Genomic DNA, 19,964 nt, shown 5'->3' on the forward strand with positions numbered 1-19,964 from the left:
TTGCGCTCTGAGTCACCGGGAATCGCCGATCCGTTGAGGAAACTGCACCTCGAGTCCCAAAAGCGCTCGAAGTGCCACCGGCGCCGCCGTGTGCACCGTGTCGATTCCGGTCACGACGAATCGGTCGCGGAGAAGGGGAACGACGAGCTCCGGTTCGGCGCGAAGTGTGAAGATCCCGACCGGATACGTCAGCAAAGCGCCGGCTCGAACCGCGAACCACCCGCGCGACGCCTCCGAAGACGACTCCAAGGCGGGCCCCTGTCCGCGCACGAGCACGCGCCCGGCCTCTGCACCCCCACATGCGGCGACGTCGAGCTTGTGGGCCAGCACGCTCCAACACCCTTTGGCGCCCCCCGCCAACATGGAAAGTGCGGCCCCGATCCCCGTCGACGAATTCGCGAGCTGCACCGTTGGCAGCAGGAGGCCATCGACCTCGAGCCGCGCCTTCCCCGGAAGCCACGAAACCGACATCGAAGCTCCCGGGGCCGCTGAGCCGAGTGAACCGACATCGAGTGCCCCCGCGAGTCCGAACCCCACGCTCGACGAAGGCTCATTTCCGTGAGCCGGCGTGTGCTCGGGCTCGGCCCTCGATGGCGCTCTGGGCCCTTGTGTCTCCGCCGCCGCAACGGGCGGCATCGTTTCGCGCTCGTTCGTTTCGTCGACTCCGGCTTCGAGACCGAGGGCGAGGGCCGTCGCCTGCGCGAGTTCCCCGCACGATGGCGCCTCGAGCGTTCGTGTGCGGGATTGCCCGTCGACCTGGGTGACGAGCCGGAGCGTCCAGACCCCGGCCGACGTCGACTCGACGCGTGCCTCGGCTGTCACATCATGCGCCAACCCGGGACCAAGCGCGGTCGCGATCTCCTGCTCGACGGAGGCTTGGGGCGGACACTCCGGCGGTGCAGTCCATGACAGCGCGACGGCTCCCAAGAGATGTGCGGCGAGTCCCACCACGCCCGAGGTGTGCCTCGTTCAGCGCCTCCACGCAACTTCGGGCCTCCGGGGAGACGCGCGATTGGCGCGCTGACCGCAGCGTGATGCAACCGACGAGGCGCTTGGCGCGTAGCCTCCGATAGATGCCGGGGAAACTTCGCTCGAGGCTCTTGTTCGTGTCGTCGTTGCTCGTTTGCGTCGTGGGGTGCGCACGAACAGGCGTGCCGGAAGTGCGGGCCGTTCCGAAGGCCGCGAAGGCAGCAACGCGCGAAGAAGGTGCACCGGGCGAAGAGCTGCCGTGGGCGCAGTTCTCGGCGGAGACGTTCGCGCGGGCCAAGGCCGAGCGGAAGTACGTGGTGATGGATGGCTCGGCCGAGTGGTGCCACTGGTGCCACGTGATGGAGGCGACGACCTACCATGACGCCGGCATTCGCAGACTGCTCGACGCGCACTTCATCGCGGTGAAGGTCGACGTCGATGCGCGCCCGGATCTGCAGGAGCGCTATGCGGACTACGGCTGGCCGGCCACCGTCGTGTTCTCCCCGGAAGGCGAGGAGCTCGGTGCGTATCGCGGGTATCTCGACTCGGACGAGTTCGCCGAGATCTTGAACACCGTCGTGGCGAGCGGCGTCGCGCAGAAGGCCGCGTCCCCGAGTGCGGTCGAGACCAAGCGCCCAATCGAACGCCAGCCACTGAGCGAAGAGCGACTCGTCGCGATCCAGCAGCGAACCGACCTCGCGCTCGACGAGCTCTGGGACGTCGAGCAGGGCGGATGGGGCCGCACCCAGAAGGCGCCGCTCGGCTGGGACAACGCATGGCTGCTCACCAAGGCCGCTCATGGCGATGCGTCGGCGAAGAAGAAGGTGCTCTTCGCGCTCGATCAGCAGGCGAAGCTCATCGATCCCGTGTGGGGCGGGATCTACCAATATTCGGCCGCCGCGGATTGGGACCATGCGCACTTCGAAAAGCTGATGACATTTCAGGCGCCCGCCATCGACAACTACGCGACGGCTTATGGGCTGACGCGCGATCCCAAGTATCTGACGAGGGCACGCGCGATGCTGGGCTACGTCGATCGGTTCATGAAGGGGCCGGAGGGCGGATTCTTCACGACGCAAGACGCCGATCTGAATGCCCACGATCGCGACAAGCCGTTCATGAATGGTCACGACTATTACGCATTGGGCGAGAAGGAACGCCTCGCGCGCGGCCTGCCACGAATCGACAACCATGAATACGGTCGCGAGAATGGTCTCGCCATCGCGGCCTATTGCACGATGTTCGAAATCACGAAAGACGCGAACGTCTTGGCATCGGCGGAGAAGGCCGCGCGTCGTGTGCTCGAGACCCATCGTGTTCCGTCGGGCGGGATCACGCACGATCGAATCGATGAATCGGCCCCCACGAAGAAGATTCTCTATCTCTCCGACAACGCCTCGTTCGGTTTTGCCCTGATGCGTCTCTACGAAGTGACGAAGAATGCCGACTTTCTCGTCCGAGCGCGGGCCATCGCCGATTTCATGCAAACGGAGCTCGCCGGAGACGAGGGCGGGGGATTCTTCGCCAACACGAAGGATCCCGACGCGGCGGGGATCCTCGTGCGCCGTCGCGTGCCCTTCGAGGAGAACGTGATGGCGACGCGCATGCTCGCGCGCCTCGTGCGTGCGCTTCCCGCGTCGGAGGCGATGCCCTATCGCGCCATGATCGATCGAACCCTGCGCGCGATCTCGACGCCGGAGCAGATCGCCGATCGCGGGCGGATGATCGGCGACTATCTCCTGGCCCTCGAAGAAACCAAGGGCGTTCGCGGCGGACCGCAGGCTCTCTGAACGTCAGCTCATCATGCGCCAGTCGACGGCGTCGACCTGACGGGGCGAGGTCTTGAACTCGACGGTGAGGCGCGAGCCGACGGCTTCTCCGCCGATTTGCAGCGGCATGGGACGCGAGAATGTCATGCGCACTTCGGTGGCGAACCAGTCCGTCATGCCTTCGAGCGGGTGCTCGCCGCGCCAGAGCTTCGGGATCTCGAGAATGGCGGTGGTGGCAGCCTGATCGTAGACGCGCACGTTCATGAATCCGAGCAGGCGCTCGGCGAACGGATAGGCGCGGAAGCCGTAACCGAACTCGGGGCACGTGGCGGCGCCGGCAACGCTGGCCATTCCGTCGTACAGGATGGTGCCGCGCTTCACGCCCTCCATCTTGAGGAGCTTTCCGCTCTGCGTGATCGTGTAGACCTCGTTGCCGAGGTTCTCGACGATGACGTGCGGACGCCCATAGAGGAAGGTCTTCGGCGCCGTGCGCAGCGCCATGGCCGAGAGGTAGCCCCACACGCTCTTGGCGAGGCGGCTCGAAGGCGACGCCTCGACCTGTTGACGATAATCGTCGAGCACCTGCGCGTCCCACCCGCAACCACCGAAGAAGGTGAGGGTGCCGTCGCACTCGAAGAGGCTGTAGCGCTTCGTGGGCAGCCGACCGTCCGTGTTCGCAAGGGCGCGAATGCAGTCGTTGAGCTTGCGCGCACCGAGCGCGTGCGACCACGCGTTGCCCGTGCCGAGGGGCAGGGCGCCGATGGTGGGGAAGGGCTGGTCTTTCGGAATCACGCGATCCAGCGCGTTGAGAAGCGCCACGGCGCTGCCGTCACCGCCTGCGGAGAGGATGCAGCGCGGATCCTTGATCGATCGCAGCCAGCCCTCGACCTCCTTGATCGTCCGGGTGAGCCGAACCGTTGCGCCCGGAAGGGCGCGCGCGATCTGGACGGCGATACGACGACCACCGCGTTTCGCGTTGGCGTTGACGAGAATGTAGAGACCCTTGCCTGCGCTCATTTCGACGAGTTGCGATCCACGAAAGCGCTCGTGATGGCATTCCGAACCTCGCGCATCAGGGCGTCACGCGCCGCTTTGCGCTCGAGTTTGGCATGCGTCGAGCTTTCGATGAGGGGGTGAATGGTGACGTCGACCGTTGCCCCCGCGGTCGAAAGGAGTCCCTTCGCCGGCAGCACGTTGCGTGTGCCGACGATGGTCACAGGAAGGATGGGCACGCCCATCTCGAACGCCAAGACGAAGCCGCCCTTCTTGAACGGCAGAAGCTCGCCGGATGGACTCCGCGTGCCTTCGGGAGCGATCCAGATCGGCATGCCCGACGCCAGCTGAGCCTTGGCCTGATCGAGGCTCGCGATGGCCCGCATGCGATTTCCTCGGTCGACCTCGATCATCCCGGCGTCGCGAATGGCCCGCCCGAAGATCGGAAGGTGGAAGAGCTCCTTCTTCGCTACCATCCGCATGCGCCCACCGAGCACGTAATAGAGAACCGGGATGTCGTAGTGCGACACGTGGTTGCTCATCACGAGGTAGCTACGTGAGCTGTCCTTCGGGACATTCTCGCGGCCGTGCACGCGCACTTCGATGCGCGTGTTCTCGATGACGTGGGCGGCGAACGAGGCGAGGCGTCGGTCGCACGTTTCGCGCGTGAGGCGCCCGAGCGCCGCGTCGAGAACCGTCGGCGCCGACACGGCAATGGCCTCGTAGGCGTTCCTGACCGACAACAAAAGCGACCGGCGGGGCGAAGGCATTGTCGTGGTGGGGGGGGCGAGAACGCGAGAACGCGAGAACGTGAGATGCGAGAGAACGCAAGTGACGTGAACGTCGCAACGCGAACGAGACGAACGCAAGGCGACGGCCTGGCTTGGCCAGCCTGCCACAAGTAGGCCGGGTTCGTCTCGCCGCCCGAGCACATCCGGCCGCCGAGCGGGCTTGATCGCGGCCGTCAGGGTCCGTACCATCCTTCGGCCGCCGTTGTCTGGGTTGGTTTCATGAATGATCCAGGCGATTTGATTCGTGCGGCGCTGCACGAAGGCGTGCACGTCGACAGCTGCGCAGGCCCCGAAGGATGAGCGTGACGATGAGCTCGAAGACGATCCGTAGTGCCCTCGGCATTCTGCAGGACGAGCCCGACAACGACACCGCGTGGAGCGAGCTGCGCGAAGCACTCGGCTTCACCTCCGAAGAGGGCACAGTCATCCCAGGCGACCTCACGGCCGACGAGCTAGCTCAGTTGCTGCTCGCGGCGCGCAAGGCGCACGAGATGCGTCGTGAGTACGACGCGGTGGCTGATCTCCTCGAGATCGAGGCCGCGCTCGCCGAAGGCGCCGCGAAGATCGATCTCCTTCGAGAGCTCGCGCGCGTTCGCGACGACGTTCTCCTCGACGATGCGGCGGCCGTCGCGACCTACGAGCGCATCCTCGCGCTCCAGCCGAACGACCCCGAAGTCGAAGAGGGCCTCGAGCGTACCGCGGCGAAGCGCAGCAAGTGGAGCGAGCTCGTCGATCGCTACGTCGCCGAAGCCAAGACGGCCGGTGACGCGTCGTTCAGCAGCTCGCTCCTCGTCTCCGCCGCGGAGACGGCGTATCGCTACGGGCAGCCCGAGGAGAAGGCGCCGGTCGACGACGCACCGAAGGCCAAGGGCAAAAAGAAGAAGAAGGGCGCGGCCGCGAAGGAGAGCGGCGACGCTGCCAAGTCCGGCGAGCGCATCGCGTTCGGCGAGGCCATCGTCGCGCGCTTGCGCGAGGCGCTTTCGCTCGATTCGAAGAACCGTCGTGCCATCCTCCTCCTCGAGCGCGTCTTCCGCGATCTCGAGCGCTGGGAGGATCTCGCCGCGGCCCTCGAAGCGTTCGCCGACGAAGTATCCGCCAAGGACGAGAAGCTCGCGGCGCTCGGTCGCCTGGCGCGCGTCCTCAAGAAGCAGGTCGGCTCGATCAATCGCGCGAGCACCGTCTACGAGCGCATGCTCGACATCTCTCCGGGCCACGGCGAGGCCACGCGCGCCCTCGTCGACGTCTTCACGCAGCAAGAGGCGTGGGACCACCTGGTCTCGCTCTACAACGGACAGCTCTCGGGCGGTGGCGTCCGCCCCGGCCAAGAGGGCGGCATCATCGTCCAGATCGCCATGACGCACTGGCGCATGCGCGGCAAGCCCGAGGCGGCCGAGCCGTACTTCGAGCGCCTTCGCAAGATCGAGCCGGCTCATGCAGGGATGCTCACGTTCTTCCGCGAATGGTGCCGCGAGAAGGCGGAGCCGTCGCGCCTCATCGCGATCCTCTCCGACGCCCAGCGGGCGATGCCGGAGGGCACCGAGAGAGCGCAGCTCGCCGGCGAGATCGCCCAGCTCGCCGAAGACGGCGCAAACGCCCAGAAGGCCATCGAGCAGTGGCGCTCCCTCCTTCGCGCCGAGCCGAACAACGTCAACGCGCGCGAGGCGCTCAAGCGCCTCTATCGCCAAACCGGCGCGCACAACCACCTCGCCGATGTGCTGCGTTCGGAGCTCGAACGTGTCGCGGCCGACGACGCCGGCGCGCGCCTCCCGATCCTCCGCGAAATCGCCACCATCTACCGTGACCAGGTCAAGAGCGACTCCGCGCTCGTGACGGTGCTCGGCCAGATCATCGCGCTCGATCCCACCGATCAGGATGCCGTGCGCGAGCTCGCGCGCGTCTACGAAGCGCTCGGGCGCTGGCGCGATCTTCTCACGACTCAGATGCGCCTCGCCGAGCTCGAGACCGACGGCGCGGTGAAGGCGGAGCTCTATCGAGCCATCGCGCGTCGCTGGCTCGATCAGTTCTCGAACGTGCAGAACGCCGTGGAGGCCTACGAGCGCCTCCGCGAGTCGCTCCCCGACGATCGCGAGGCGATCGAGAAGCTGAAGGAGCTCTACACCAAGCGTCGCGCGTACCGCCCGCTCTACGATCTCTACGAGCTCGAGTCGCGCCGCGTGGCGGGCGCAGAGCGCCGCGCGATCCTCGCGGAAATGGCGCGCATGGCGGCCGATCGCCTCGATCGCGGCGCCGACGCGGCACGCCTCTACAAGCAGATCCTCAGCGAAGATCCGACCGACATGGGCGCGCTCGACGCGCTCGAGAAGCAAGCCGAGCGCGACAAGGACTTCCTGACCGTCGCCGAGGCCCTCGAGAAGCGTGCGGAGCTCACGACCGATCCGACCGGGCGGCTCGTGGTGCTGCAGAAGCTCGGGAGCGTCTTCTCCGATCGACTCCAGGACCATGCGGGCGCTCTGCGCACGTGGCGGCGCGTCCTCGAGCTGTCGCCTGGTCACGCCAAGGCGCTGCGCATCCTCCGCGAGAGCTACCTTGCCATCGGCGACTACGACGGGCTCACCGAGCTCTACGCGCAGTCGAGCGACTGGGAAGGCCTCGTCGAAGTGCTGTCGGGCACGGCGGATCGCTCGTCCGACGCGCAGACCAAGATCGACCTCTCGTTCCGCGCCGCGGCCATCTTCGAAGACAAGCTCGAAGCGTCCGAGCGCGCATTCCGCGCCTACGAGCGCGTGCTCTCCGTTCGGCCCGACGACAAGCGAGCGGCCGCCTCGCTCGTCCCGATCTACGAAGCGGAAGAGAAGTGGGCGCGGCTGCCGGCGCTCTACGAGATCCTGCTCACGCACGCCACGGACGACGTCGAGCGTCGCGCCCTCTACCGCAAACTCGCCACCGTCACCGGCAACAAACTCTCCGACCGCGCGGCGGCGTTCCGCTATGCCACGAAGGTCTTCGAGATCGCCCCGACCGAGCCTGGTGCGGTGCGCGAGCTCGAGGACTGGGCGCGTGCCTCGGGCGAGTGGATGCTCTTCGTGCGAGCTCTCGAGGCCCGCGCGGCTTCGAGCCATGCGAGCGACGAAGAACGCCGCACGCTCCGGATGATTCTCGCCGACGTATCGGCCACGCACGCCGGGCGCCCCGAAGACGCCATCGGCGCTTACCGCGAGCTCATCGCGGCGAACCCGCACGACGAGGAAGCGATCGCCTCGCTCGATCGTCTTCTCCGCACCGCGCCGGAGCGCCGTGACGACCTGCGCTGGCTCTTCCGCCTGCGCGCAGACCGCACCGACGAGCAGTCGCGTATCGCCATTCTCTCCGAGTGGGCGATGCTCGAAGAGGAGGCCTTCGCGTCGCCCGAGGGCGCGGTCTCGCTCTACCGCGAGATTCTCTCGGTCGAGCCGACGCAGATGCGTGCGTTGCGCGCGCTCGCACGCCTTCTCCTCGCCGCGGGTGACGCGGAAGGGGCAGCGTCGATTCTCCAGCGCGAACGCGACCTCGAGGCCGGCGGAGCGCGCGTGGCTCGCGAGCTCGATCTCGCGCGCCTCTACATGGGGCCGCTCAAGAAGCCGACCGAGGCGCTCTCCGCCGCTCGTCGCGCGCTCGAAATCGCGCCGAACGACGCGCAGATCATCGCGGTCGTCGAGGAGCTCCTTCCGGTCGCCGAGACGCGCGGTACGGCCGCCATCGTACTCGAGCAGGCCTACGAGGCGAGCGCGGCGTGGGCCAAGCAGGCCGACGTCCTCGCCGTACTCATCGCCACGGCGTCGTCGAAGCGCGATCGACTCGTGCTCCAGCAGAAGCTCGCCGACGTGAAGGAGAAGGTCGGCGACAAGGTCGCGGCGTTCGACGTCGTCGCGCGCGCCGCGGCCGAGAACCCGACCGAACTCCCCGTGTGGGACCGCCTCGCGGTCCTCGCGAACAAGACCCACCGCACGCAGCAGTTCGTCGAGGCGATCGCGCAGGCGCTCCCCGAGACCGGTGAGACGGATCTGCCCTCGGCGGTGGAGATCGATCTCGCCGAACGCGCGGCCACGCTCTACGACGAGATGCTCGGCGAGATCGACCGGGCCACGCCGTACCTCGATCGCATTCTCGCGCGCGATCCGGCCAACGTCCGCGCCTTCCAGCGTCTCAAGCAGATCTTGACCACGCGCGAGCGCTGGCTCGATCTCGAGACCCTCTACGAGCGCGTCATCGCCGTCACCACCGACACGGCGCGCCGCGCAGATCTCTTGAACGAGGTGGCCATCGTCGCCGAGGAGATCACGGGCGACGCGAACAAGGCCATTCATTACTACGAGCGAATCCTCGAGCTCGATCCCGAGCACGATCAGGCGATCTTCGCGCTCGACAAACTCTATGGCGCGCAGGAGCGCTGGCAGAACCTCGCCGACTTGCTCGCGCGTCGTCTGTCGCTCGCGGCCAATGCCGACAACACCCAGCTGAAGCTGCGCCTGGGCACGCTGCTCTTCTCGCGGCTCGCAGATCCGAAGTCGGCGCTGAACTATCTCGAGGAGGTGGTGACCGCGGATTCGGCCATCCGCGAGGCGCGCGACCTCGTCGAGAAGTGCCTCAGCCACCCGGATCTCCGGCAGCGTGCCGCGATCATCCTCGAAGGCGTGTACGTGGAGCGCGAAGAGATGCGCGACCTCGTGCGCGTGCTCGACGTGCGTCTCGAAGCGGCCACGGGAGAGGTGGAGCGCCGAGACCTCCTCCGGCGCATCGCCGAGCTGCGTGACGAGCGCCTCACCGACGACAAGGGCGCGTTCGAGACCTACGGCAAGCTCCTTCCGCTCGCTCCGGGCGACGTGGAGGCCCGCCAGCGATACCTCGAGATCGCCGGCCGCCAGAACATGCTCGACGAAGCGGCCGACGTCCTCATGGCCGCCTCGAAGAACGCCGAGTCGCCCGAGCAGCGCGCCGAGCTCCTCGCCGACGTCGCGAAGATCTACGAGGAGAGCGAGCAGACCGAGCGCGCCGAAGCCGTGCATCGTCAGGTGCTCGAGCTCGCGCCCGAAGACCCCACCATCGCGCTGCCTGCCGTGCGGGCGCTCGAGCGTCTCTACGCAACGTTGCCGAACAAGAACCGTGAGCTCGCCGACGTTCTGCGCGTCCAGATCAAGCTCGAGGAGTCGGTGCCGGTGCGGCGTGAGCTCCTCGGTCGACTCGCCTCGATCTGCGAGGAAGTCCTCCAGGACGACGCGGCGGCCATCGTCGCGTGGAAGATGCGGGTCGACGATGATCCGGCCGACGAGCAGGCGCTTGCGGCACTCGACCGGCTCTACGAGCGGACGGCGGATCACCGGGCGCTCGTCGAAGTGCTCCGCGCGCGCGAGCAACGCGCCGACGGCAGCGAGTCGCGCAAGGTGCTCATGGTGCGCACCGCGCAGGCTCTCGCCGACCGCATGGGTGAGGTCGACGAGGCCATCGTGGCCTATCGCGCCGTGCTCGACGACTTCGACGCCGATCGCAACGTGCTCGGTGCGCTGACGGCTCTCTACGAGAAGGGGGCGCGCTGGCCCGATCTCGCCGAGACGCTCGAAGCGGAGCTGTCGCTCGCGACGGACGATGCCGATCGCATCGCGCTGCTCACGCGCCTCGGTGACGTGCGCCGCAAGCGCCTCGAGGAGATCGGCGAGGCCATCGAGGCCTACCGTCAAGCGCTCACGCTCGATCCCGACAACGCCACGGCGCGCACCGCGCTCGAGGAGCTCCTCGACGACGAGCGTGCTCGCGCCGATGCGGCCGAGATTCTCCGGCCGCTCTACGAGTCGAGCGGTGCGTCCGCGAAGCTCCTTCGCGTGCTCGACATCCAGATCGAAGGGGAGGGGAGCGTCGAGGCTCGTCTCGACCTTCTCGCACGCGCCGCCGACGTCTCCGAAGGTCCGCTGGCCGACATGGCGCGTTCGTTCGGTTACGCGTCGCGCGGTCTGAAAGAAGCGGCGGGTGAAGCATCGCTTCCGTCCTGGATTTCCAGGGCGGAACGCCTCACGGCGCGCACGGAGCAATGGCCGGCGCTCGTCCAACTCTTCCGCGACATGGTCGCCGAGATCCTCGACGAGGAGCGCCAGCTCGAGCTGCTTCTGCGCATCGCCGAGCTCGCGCGTACGAAGCTCGCCGACTCTGCGCTCGCCAAACAGTACTACCGCAAGGCGCTCGATCTCCGGGGCGAGAACACGATCGCGCTCGTCGCGCTCGAGCAGCTCCACGAAGAAGCCGGAGAGCACGAGCTGCTCCTCGAGATCCTCAAGCGCCGCGCAGAGGCCGCCGAGACGGATGCGAGCCGTCGAGAGATCCTCTACAAGCAAGCGCGCATCTGCGACGGAGCCGTCGGCGACCGCGATCGCGCGATCGGCGTCTACGAGGAGATCCTCGAGATCGGCCTCGACGACCCCGCGCTCGACGCGCTCGAGCGCCTCTACACGGCCGCTTCGCGATGGGGCGATCTCGTCGCCATGTACGAACGCGAGCTCGTGGCCGACACCACGAACGGTGAGCGACGGGCGCAGCTGCACCACGCGCTCGGTCACATTCACGAAAAGGATCTCGGCGAGGTCGAACGCGCGTTCGATCACTACGCGGCGGCGCTCGGCGTGATTCCGACGCACGAGCCCACCGTGGCTTCGCTCGAGAACCTCATGACGCAGCCGGCCCATGCCGGGCGCGCCGCCGAGATGCTCGAAGCGGTCTATCTGACGCGCCTCGACTGGCGCAAGGTGATGGCCGCCACCGAAGCGCGCCTCTCGAGCAGCGAGGACCCCGACGAGCGCCGCGCACTGCTCAAGCGCCTCGCCAAGCTGCACGAGGAGCAAGAGGAGAACTACAAGGCCGCCCTCGAGGTGATGGCGAAGCTTCTCACCGAAGACGTTACCGACGAGACCACCTGGGCGGAGCTCGAACGCCTTGCCCGCGTGGCGAATGCCGAGGAGCGCCTCGCCGAAATCTATGCGTCGGAGCTCGAGAAGATCACCGCCGACGAGCCGGGCACCGCCAAGCTCGCCTTCCGCACCGGTGAGCTCTACGAAGCCCAGAAGAACGACACGCGCGCGCTCGCCTTCTTCCGCCGCGCGTACGCCTTCTCGCCGGAGGAGCAGCAAGACGCCTTCAAGGCGACCGACCGCATTCTCATCCGCGGCGGTAAGCCCACCGAGCGCGTGGCGCTCTACCGAGACGCCCTCGAGTACCGGGTGGAGCCCGAAGACAGGCTCGCCACGCTTCACACCATCGCCAAGGTCGAAGAAGAGGAGCTCAACGACGACGACGCGGCGATCGCGACGTATCGATCCATCCTCGACGTCGACGATGGCGAGGTGGCCGCGCTCGCCGCCCTCACGCGTCTCTTCACGCGTCGTGCTCGCTTCCGCGATCTGGCCGATCTCCTGCGTCGTCGCGCCGAGCAGAGCGCGCTGCCCGAGGAAGAGGCGCATTTCCGCCTGGACCTCGCGCGCGTGCTCGACGAGCGGCTTGGCGAGGCCGGTTCCGCCATCGACGAACTCGAAGTCATCGTGGGGCTTGTCCACCCGCGAGGGAACGACTCCGGCAGGGCCGCTGTCGCCGCGCTCGAGGCCATGCTCGGTCGCGAGGAGCTCAAGCCTCGCGTCGTCGAGATCCTGAAGCCGATCTACGAACAGATCGACGACTGGAAGAAGCTCGTCGAGGTCGCGGCCCACCGCCTTTCGATCGCGACCACGCCGCACGAGAAGGTCGCCGTGCTTCGTGACACGGCGCAACTCCTCGAGGAGCGCGGTAACGACCTCGACAAGGCCTTCGACTGCTTGAAGGAGGCCTTCACGCTCGACCCTGACGATGGGGATACGCGCGAAGAGCTCGATCGGGTCGCGGTCACCACCGAACGGTGGGACGATCTCGCCGACGCCTACGAACAAGGCATCGCGAAGATCGACGGCGTTGGGCAAAAAGAGCTCCTCGAGGCGCTCGCCAAGCTTCACGACAAGCGTCGCGACGACCCGCGCCGCGCGCTCGACGCATGGGATCGTCTGTTCCGCCTCGACGAGAGCGACGATCGCCCGCTCGGCGAGATGGATCAGCTCGCGACGCTGCTCTCCGACTGGCCGATTCTCGTGCGTGTGCTCGCGAAGCGCGCCGAGCTCTGCGGCGACGACGAGGAGCGCGCGAGCCTGTGGCGCCGCATCGGCGAGGCGCGCCGCGACATGCTCGACGACGCCCAGGGCGCCATCGACGCCTACGAGCGCGCCCTCGAGGTCGAACCCGAGAGTGCGTTCACGATCGACAACCTCATCGAGCTCTTCGAAGCGCGCAACGACGCCGCGCGTCTCGTCGACCTCTATCGACGTCGTGTGGAGCTTTGCGGGGAGTTCGACGAGGAGCTCCGCCACCGCCTCTTGCTCGACGCGGCCAAGTGCTACGAGGTCGGTCTCGGTGACCGTCGCGAAGCCGTCGTCCTTCTCGGTCAGGCCCTCGCGGCCAAGCCGGACGACATCGAGGTCATGCAGCTTCTCGCGGGTCTCTTCGAGGCCGAGAAGATGTGGCCGGAGCTGCTCGACAACCTGCGCGCGCAGGCCGACGCGGAGAGTGATGGCGCCAAGAAGGCCGCCCTCGTTAAGCGCATCGGCAAGCTCCTCGCCGCCGAGCTCGACGACCACAAGAAGGCCCTCGAGGCGTACCAAGAGGTCCTCGCGTTCGGTTACGACGAGGAGGCGGCGAAGGCCATTCGCGACATCGGTGATGCGCGTGACGAGCTGCGTGCAGAAGCGGCCGACGTTCTCGAGCCGATTCTGCGCTCGGGTTCGGAAGGCGACGACCTGAAGGCCCGCAACGAGCTTCTCGTCAGCGTCCTCGAGCTGCGCCTGCGCGCGCAGAACGAGCCCGCGGATCGAGCGGCGACGCGCCGTCAGATCGCCGAAGTGGCCGAGCAGGCGCTCGGCGATCTGAAGCGCGCAGAAGGGGCGCTCGCCCAGGCGCTCTCCGATGCGCCCTCCGACGCCTCGCTCCACGCCGAGATGAGCCGCATCGCGGGCCTGCTCGGCAAGGAAGGTTGGCAGCGCTACGCCGACGTCCTCACCGAGCGCGCGGCCTCGATCTTCGACGGAAAGGTCACCGCCGACCTCTTCGAGCGGCTCGGCAAGATCGCCGAGACGCATCTCGAAGATCTCTCGCGCGCGGCCGACGCCTACACGCGTTCCGCCGAACAGGGAGGCGATTCGGCGCCCATCCTCATCGCTCTCGAGCGCGTGTTCGGGGCGAAGAACGACACGCGCGCACTGTCCGACGTTCTCGAGCGGCGCATCGCGATCGAGCCCGACGCGGCCGCACAAGCGGACCTCTACCATCGCTTGGCGAGCCTGCAGATCGGCGCGCTCGGCGACAAGGCGCAGGGGCTTGCCACGTTGCGCTCGGCGCTCGAGCGTCAGCCCGATCACGACAAGAGTCGCACGGCCGTCGAAGAGCTCGTCACGGAGGACGCGCTGTTCGACGACGTGTTCGACATTCTCGAGACGGTCTACCGCGCGACGAGCAAGGGAGCCGACCTGGGCCGCCTCTACGCGCGCCGTGTCGACCGTGCCGACGGCGTTCGTCAGCGGACGCGCGCTCGACTCGACCTCGCCAAGGTGCTCGAGAACGAGGGCGCCGATACGCTCGGGGCCCAGCGTGCGATCGAAGCCGCCGTTGTCGAAGACCCGGAGGAGAACGAAGCGATCGCCGAGCTCGAACGCCTTGCAGAGGCGAACCGTGCTTGGCGTGAGGCCAGCGAGGCCCTCGCGCGTGCCCTCGATGCGCAGGACCAAGCACAGCAGAAGACCTCGAGCGCGGAGCTCTGGGCGCGTCTCGGCGAGTGGCGCCGCGATCGCGCGCAGGACTCGGCCGGCGCCGAAGTGGCGTTCAGCAAGGCGCTCGAGCGCGATCCGGAGAACATCGAATGGGTTCGCGCCGTCGAGTCGCTCACGCGCTCGCCGGGCCGCGAACGCGATCGCATCGGCGTCCTTCGTCGCCTCGCGCGCCTCGAAGGCGAGCCCGAGACGAAGCGCACGTTGAGCCGCGAGGCCGCGGAGCTCGCCGAGAAGATCCTCGGTGACGCCGCGCTCGCCGAAGCCGTCCTTCGCGAGCTCCTCGCGGAGAACGAGGCCGATGCGTGGGCCACCGAAGAGCTCACGCGTCTCCGCGAAGCCGCCGGCGATCACGAACAGGTCGTGCAGCTGCTTCTCCGTCGTGCCGAAGCGGAGGTCGACGCCGACAAGGCTGCCGAGCTCCGTCACCGTGCGGCCGAGGTGGCTGCGGACAAGCTCTCGGATCGCGATCGCGCCATTGCTCTCTACGAGGAGATCCTCGAGCAGGAGCCGAGCGACGAACGCGCCCAGTCGCGCCTCCGCACGCTCTACGACGAGCTCGGCAAGTTCGAGCAGCTCGGAAAGCTCCTCGCGACGCTCATCGACAACGCTTCGTCGGAGGAGGGGCGCGCCACGCTGCGTCTCGACCTCGCGAAGCTGCAGCTCGAGAAGTTCGAGGCTCCGCGCGACGCGGCCGACACGCTGCGCGCGATCCTCGAAGAGAACGCGGATCACGAAGGTGCCTCGATGCAGCTCGCGGCCATCTTCGCGAAGACCGGACAGCACGCCGAGCTCGCCGATCTGCAGACGCAGCTCGTCGAACGCGCCCGCTCGCGCGGTGACGCAGCCCTCGAGCTCGATCACCTGGTTCGCCTCGGCGAGATCAACGAGCTCCAGGTCAAAGACGCGGGCGCGGCCCTCAAGGTCTACGAAGAGGTCCTCGAACGCGACGCGAACCATCGTGGCGCGCTCGAGGCGGTGGCTCGCCTCGCCGAGACGCGCGGCGCCTGGGAACGCGCAGCTTCGGCCCTGTCGAAGCTCGCCGAGACGGCATCGGGCGCGGCGGCGGTTCCGCTGGCGCTTCGCCTCGCCAAGGCTCGCCAGGAGGCCTCCGATCTCGACGGCGTCGAACAGGCGCTCCGTCGTGCGCTCACCGAGGACGCGAAGAGCGCCGACGTCCGCACGAGCCTCGCCGAGCTCTACGTGAAGACGAAGAAGTGGGGCGAGCTCGCCGATCTCCTCGTCGGTGACGCAGACATCCTCCGCGACGACAACCCGCCGTACGAGCCCCCGTCGATTCGCTCGTCGATGCCTTCGATCCCGCCTCCGGGCAGCTCGAATGCACCGCCGGCGATGGGTTCGATCCCGCCGCCTCCGGCGTACGTGGTCGAGCAGGTCAAGATCCTGCGTCGCGCCGCGGAGATTCACGTGCGCGAGCGGTCGTCGCCGGACGACGCGGTGCCGGTCCTCGAGCGGGTCACGAAGCTCGTTCCGCAGGATCGTGATCTGCTCCTCATGCTCTGCGACGCCTACACGGCGGCGAAGCAGGAGCGCGAGGCGGCGAACGTCCTCGAGCGCGTCATTGCCTCGTTCGGCAACAAGCGAACGAAGGAGCTCTCGCTCTACCACCACAAGCTCGGACGCGCGCTCGCCTCGCTCGGCGACAAGGACGTGGCTCTCGCGCAGTTCGACATGGCGTTCAAGATCGACCCGGGCTCGATCGAGGTCCTCCGCGATCTCGGCGTGCTCGCGCTCGAGAACAACGACCTCGAACGCGCGCAGAAGACGTTCCGCGCACTCCTTCTCCAGCGCCTCGAGCCTCAGGCCGGCATCTCGAAGGGCGAGGTCTTCTACTACCTCGGCGAGATCAGCATGAAGCAGGGCGACAAGGCCAAGGCCGTGCAGATGCTCGAGCGCGCCGTCGAGAACGAGCCGAATCTCGATCGCGCGAAGGCGATGCTCTCCACGTTGAAGAACTGATGGTCGCACGCGGGCTGCGCGCGGTGGGGGGCCTCCTTCTGGGGCTCCTCGCTCGCGTGTGGCTCGCCACGCTGCGCCTACGCCTCGAGATCCATCCGGAGCTCGAAGCCGTGCGTGACGTGCCGTGGGTGCTTTCGTTCTTCCACGGGACGCAGTGGCCGCTCCTCGCATGGCGACGGCGTCGCCGGACGGTGGTGCTGGTCAGCCTCTCCAAAGACGGAGATATCCAGGCGCGGGCCCTTGGCATGCTCGGGATGAGCGTCGTGCGAGGATCGTCGTCGCGAGGAGGCGCCCGGGGTCTGGCGGCGCTCGTACGACGTCTTCGTGCGGGCGCCACGGACGCGGCCTTCGCGGTCGATGGGCCGAGAGGACCCTACGGGACGGTGAAGCCCGGGGCGAGCATGGCTGCCAAGCGCGCGGGTGGCGTTCTCGTACCCATGGGCAGCGCGGCCATGCGCGCGAAGGTCTTTACGCGCGCGTGGGATCGCTTCGTCCTGGCGTGGCCTTTTTCGACGGTCTCGGTCGTCCTCGGGCCGCCGCTCGACGCCGACGCGGGCGACATGGAAACGGCCGCGGCAATCGTTGCCGCCAATGTGCGCGCCCGGGCGATCTTGGCACCCGAAACGGCTAGCATGGTAGCTTGCTCGGGAATTTCTGGGCCTTCCTCGGGGAAGCCCAAAACCGATTGAATTCGGGTGCCAGTCTTGCGGTCCAAGGGGTGGGGCCGAAAGACGTGCCCGCACCTAGCTTGGTCCCAGCTCGGACTCCGAGTGGGAGGAGAACAAAGAAAATGCGCAGCTCGTCCGTCGTCTTCTTCGGTGTCCTTGGCCTCGTGGCCCTCTCGGCGTGCAGTGTCTCCACGACCGACAACAGCATTACGTTCAAGACGAAGCGCGAGTACGTCGACTCGAGCCAGCCGGCGAAGTCGTCCACGTCCGAGTGGAACGGTCAGGCCATCACCATCAACAACGACGGCGTCAATCCGCTGGTCGGCAACGGCGGCGTCGAGATCTACCCCGATCCGAGCGCGACGAAGGTGACCGCGCAGGCGATCTTCGCGGGCCGTGGGGACGTCGAGGCCGATGCGCAGGAGTCGATCCGCGACGCCCTCGCGACCTTCCAGGTCACCGAGAGCAACGGCAACATCACCGTCACGTGCAAGCACGGCGGCGATCACGGCAGCTCGCCGGGTGGTCAGTCGGGATGCAAGCTTCTCAAGGTCACGATTCCGGCCGGCACCGCGGCCGTCCCCGTGAAGCTCACGGTGGGTGATGGCAACGGTGGCATCCGCTTCAACGGCGCCGTCACGGTGAGCTCGCTCATCGTCGACGAGAACGGCAGCGGCGACGTCTCCGTGAAGGTGAACCCGGTCAAGGGCGCGTCGGTCGTCGTGACGGGCGAAGACGCCGTCTCCGTGGCCGTTCCCTCGACGTTCTCGGCCGAGAGCGTCATCCTCACGGTCGATGAGAGCGATCCGGCGGCCGCTGCGGAACGCATCATCACCACCGCGTTCCCCGGCATGAAGAGCAACCAGCCGTACCCGATCGCGGGCGCGACGGCGGACGCGGCGAAGACCCTCAACGTCCAGTCGAAGGGCATTCTGTCGAGCGACACGGTCACGATCGCGTCGTACTGATCGAGACTTCGAGTCCCACAGCGAAAGCCCGGCAGGTTCGCGTCGCTTCAAAGGCGCGAGGCCTCCGGGTTTCGTTGTGTGTGGCCGCCTTGCCGGGCAAGGGGGGCTCGGGTACTGCGTTGCGCATGAACCCGTACGGCCCTCCCGGATCGCCTGGCGGCCAGCTTCCGAGCACGAGCGACGCGAGCCGTCCTGGCGTGACGGACAACGCCATCGAGCTGCTCCGCCAGACGCGACCGTGGGTGCGAACGCTGAGCGTGTTCGCGTTCATCGCCAGCGGGTCCATGGTGATCGGCGCGCTCGCGATGCTCGCGTTCAGCTCCGCCTCGGGGACCAAGAGATTTCCGGCGGCGGTCGGCCTGATCTACCTGCCGATGGCTGCGCTCTACATCTATCCGGCGATCAAGCTCTGGACCTACGGCGGCGCGATCGCGCGCCTCGAGGAGAATCGGTCGCCCGAGAACCTCGAGGCTGCGCTCGCCGAGCAGAAGTCCTTCTGGAAATTCGCCGGCATCGTCGCAATCGTGATGGCCGTCTTCTACCTGCTCTTCATCGCCGCCACGGTCGTCGTGGGGATGCTGGCCGCGTAGTTCGGGCCATCAGGCCATCAGGGAACGCGCGCGATCGCTTCGATCTCGACGCGAGCACCCTTCGGCAGCGCGGAGACCTGGATGGTGGCGCGGGCCGGGGGCGGGTTGCCAAAGCGCTTCGCGTAGGTCACGTTGACCGTCTGGAAGTCGCCGAGGTCCGTGAGGAAGATGGTCGTCTTGACCACGTTCGCGAAGCTGCAGCCGGCAGCGGCGAGGACGGCGCCGAGGTTGTCGAGGACGCGATCGGTCTCGGTCGCGATGTCCGCGCGAATCAGCTCGCCGGTCTTCGGATCGAGCGGAACCTGACCGCTCAAGAACACGAGATCGCCGGACCGGATGGCCTGCGAGTAGGGACCGATGGCAGCCGGGGCGTCGGGGGTCGAAATGGCCTTCATGGGCGCGCACTCTTCCACGCATGCCTGGAGGAGGGAAGCGCCGGCGGCGGCGAGAGCGACCCGACCGACTAGAGCGATTGGCGGCCGGACAGCGCGCGACCCATCGTGATCGGATCGGCGTATTCGAGGTCCCCACCGTGTGGCACGCCGCTGGCGATGCGCGTCATCGTGACGCCCGTCGCGGCAAGCTCCCGCTTGAGCAGGAGAGCCGTCGCTTCGCCGTCGACGCTCGGCGGCGTGGCCACGATGACTTCGGTGACGCCCTCGTCGGCGATGCGCGCGACGAGACGCGGAACAGGAAGCTCTTCCGGGCCGATCCCTTCGAGCGGCGACAGCAGGCGTCCGAGCACGAAGTAGCGGCCGCGCATGGCGCCCGTGCGCTCGATGGCGAGCAAGTCGTGGATGCGGCCCACGACGCAAAGGAGCCGCGTGTCGCGACGAGGATCCTTGCAGATGTCACAGACCGTCGGCTCCTCCGTGGGCACGACCTCGGCGATGTTGCCGCATCGTGCGCACGGACGAAGCTCGTCGTGCAGTCCACCGAGCTCGCGCCCGAGATCCCGAGCGACCTCGGGATCGGACGTGAGCAGGTGGAGAACGTAGCGTTGTGCCGTCTTCTCACCCACGCCGGGGAGGCGCGAGAAGAGCGACACGAGCCTTCGAATCTTGGTGGACTGCTGCACGACGACGAACTCGAATCAGAGACCCGGCAGTTTGACTCCGCCGGTGACCTTGGCGAGCTCGGCCTCCATGGCCTTGTCGCCCGCTTCGAGCGCGGAGTTCGCGGCGGCAACGACGCTGTCGAGCGTGAGCTCGAGGCCTTCCGACTTCAGGAACTCGGGATCGACCTCGATGCGCGAGAGCTTGCCGGCGTAGGTCGCGGTGGCCTTCACCTTGTCGCCGACCGCACCGACGGTGACTTCCTTGTCGCCGTGCTCCTTCTTGATCTGCTCGATCTTGCGCTGCATGCGTGCGGCTTGCCGCATGAGCTCGTTCATTCCGCCGCCAAAGTTACCCATCGTC

Annotated in this window: 11 protein-coding genes; 5 read left to right on the plus strand and 6 right to left on the minus strand. The window is 67.5% G+C overall.

Going from position 1 to position 19,964, the window contains the following annotated elements; all coding sequences use genetic code 11:
• Positions 1 to 12: 12 nt before the first annotated feature.
• On the minus strand, positions 13 to 948 hold the full coding sequence (locus tag AKJ09_RS39620; RefSeq protein WP_146653020.1) for a hypothetical protein: 936 nt from the start codon (positions 946 to 948) through the stop codon (positions 13 to 15).
• 158 nt (positions 949 to 1,106) lie between these two features.
• On the opposite strand from AKJ09_RS39620, the gene AKJ09_RS39625 reads away from it, so the two are divergent.
• Complete coding sequence (locus AKJ09_RS39625; RefSeq protein ID WP_169928232.1) at positions 1,107 to 2,759, plus strand: thioredoxin domain-containing protein; 1,653 nt, start codon at positions 1,107 to 1,109, stop codon at positions 2,757 to 2,759.
• A 3-nt stretch (positions 2,760 to 2,762) separates the two neighbouring features.
• Here AKJ09_RS39625 and AKJ09_RS39630 read toward each other — a convergent pair whose 3' ends face one another.
• Both AKJ09_RS39630 and AKJ09_RS39635 read right to left on the minus strand, forming a co-directional pair.
• Entirely contained in the window at positions 2,763 to 3,755 is a 993-nt protein-coding gene (locus AKJ09_RS39630) for a diacylglycerol/lipid kinase family protein (RefSeq protein ID WP_146653022.1), read from the minus strand.
• Positions 3,752 to 4,441: a lysophospholipid acyltransferase family protein gene (locus tag AKJ09_RS39635; RefSeq protein ID WP_169928233.1), complete on the minus strand. Its 690-nt coding sequence runs from the start codon at positions 4,439 to 4,441 to the stop codon at positions 3,752 to 3,754. Before AKJ09_RS39635 ends, AKJ09_RS39630 begins: the two co-directional genes overlap by 4 nt.
• 389 nt (positions 4,442 to 4,830) lie before the next feature.
• Here AKJ09_RS39635 and AKJ09_RS39640 point away from each other — a divergent pair, with 389 nt between their 5' ends.
• From AKJ09_RS39640 to AKJ09_RS39655, 4 genes are all read left to right on the plus strand, one after another.
• The gene (locus tag AKJ09_RS39640; RefSeq protein WP_146653024.1) at positions 4,831 to 16,320 is read left to right on the plus strand and encodes a tetratricopeptide repeat protein; all 11,490 of its coding nucleotides are present in this window, start codon (positions 4,831 to 4,833) and stop codon (positions 16,318 to 16,320) included.
• Entirely contained in the window at positions 16,320 to 17,009 is a 690-nt protein-coding gene (locus tag AKJ09_RS39645; protein WP_146653025.1) for a DUF374 domain-containing protein, read from the plus strand. Before AKJ09_RS39640 ends, AKJ09_RS39645 begins: the two co-directional genes overlap by 1 nt.
• Positions 17,010 to 17,110: 101 nt before the next feature.
• Positions 17,111 to 17,956, plus strand: a complete 846-nt coding sequence (locus AKJ09_RS39650; RefSeq protein ID WP_146653026.1) for a hypothetical protein — start codon at positions 17,111 to 17,113, stop codon at positions 17,954 to 17,956.
• A gap of 125 nt (positions 17,957 to 18,081) precedes the next feature.
• Positions 18,082 to 18,546 (plus strand): DUF5362 family protein, encoded by a 465-nt coding sequence (locus tag AKJ09_RS39655; protein ID WP_146653027.1) that lies wholly within the window; start codon positions 18,082 to 18,084, stop codon positions 18,544 to 18,546.
• A gap of 17 nt (positions 18,547 to 18,563) precedes the next feature.
• Here the strand turns inward: AKJ09_RS39655 and AKJ09_RS39660 are convergent, their stop codons facing one another.
• The 3 genes from AKJ09_RS39660 to AKJ09_RS39670 form a co-directional block, all read right to left on the minus strand.
• Positions 18,564 to 18,941, minus strand: coding sequence for a RidA family protein (locus AKJ09_RS39660; RefSeq protein WP_146653028.1), 378 nt, complete (start codon positions 18,939 to 18,941; stop codon positions 18,564 to 18,566).
• A gap of 68 nt (positions 18,942 to 19,009) precedes the next feature.
• Complete coding sequence (recR, locus tag AKJ09_RS39665; protein ID WP_240488779.1) at positions 19,010 to 19,624, minus strand: recombination mediator RecR; 615 nt, start codon at positions 19,622 to 19,624, stop codon at positions 19,010 to 19,012.
• A 15-nt stretch (positions 19,625 to 19,639) separates the two neighbouring features.
• Positions 19,640 to 19,960: a YbaB/EbfC family nucleoid-associated protein gene (locus AKJ09_RS39670; RefSeq protein WP_146653029.1), complete on the minus strand. Its 321-nt coding sequence runs from the start codon at positions 19,958 to 19,960 to the stop codon at positions 19,640 to 19,642.
• Between the last annotated feature and the right edge of the window lie 4 nt (positions 19,961 to 19,964).

The organism is Labilithrix luteola (assembly GCF_001263205.1).
Taxonomy (GTDB): Bacteria; Myxococcota_A; Polyangia; order Polyangiales; family Polyangiaceae; genus Labilithrix; species Labilithrix luteola.

Coding starts and splice junctions, on each gene's coding strand:
- AKJ09_RS39670 (WP_146653029.1), bottom strand. CDS start 19,960: ATGGGTAACTTTGGCGGCGGAATGAACGAGCTCATGCGGCAAGCCGCA.
- AKJ09_RS39640 (WP_146653024.1), top strand. CDS start 4,831: ATGAGCTCGAAGACGATCCGTAGTGCCCTCGGCATTCTGCAGGACGAG.
- AKJ09_RS39660 (WP_146653028.1), bottom strand. CDS start 18,941: ATGAAGGCCATTTCGACCCCCGACGCCCCGGCTGCCATCGGTCCCTAC.
- AKJ09_RS39650 (WP_146653026.1), top strand. CDS start 17,111: ATGCGCAGCTCGTCCGTCGTCTTCTTCGGTGTCCTTGGCCTCGTGGCC.
- AKJ09_RS39655 (WP_146653027.1), top strand. CDS start 18,082: ATGAACCCGTACGGCCCTCCCGGATCGCCTGGCGGCCAGCTTCCGAGC.
- AKJ09_RS39630 (WP_146653022.1), bottom strand. CDS start 3,755: ATGAGCGCAGGCAAGGGTCTCTACATTCTCGTCAACGCCAACGCGAAA.
- AKJ09_RS39645 (WP_146653025.1), top strand. CDS start 16,320: ATGGTCGCACGCGGGCTGCGCGCGGTGGGGGGCCTCCTTCTGGGGCTC.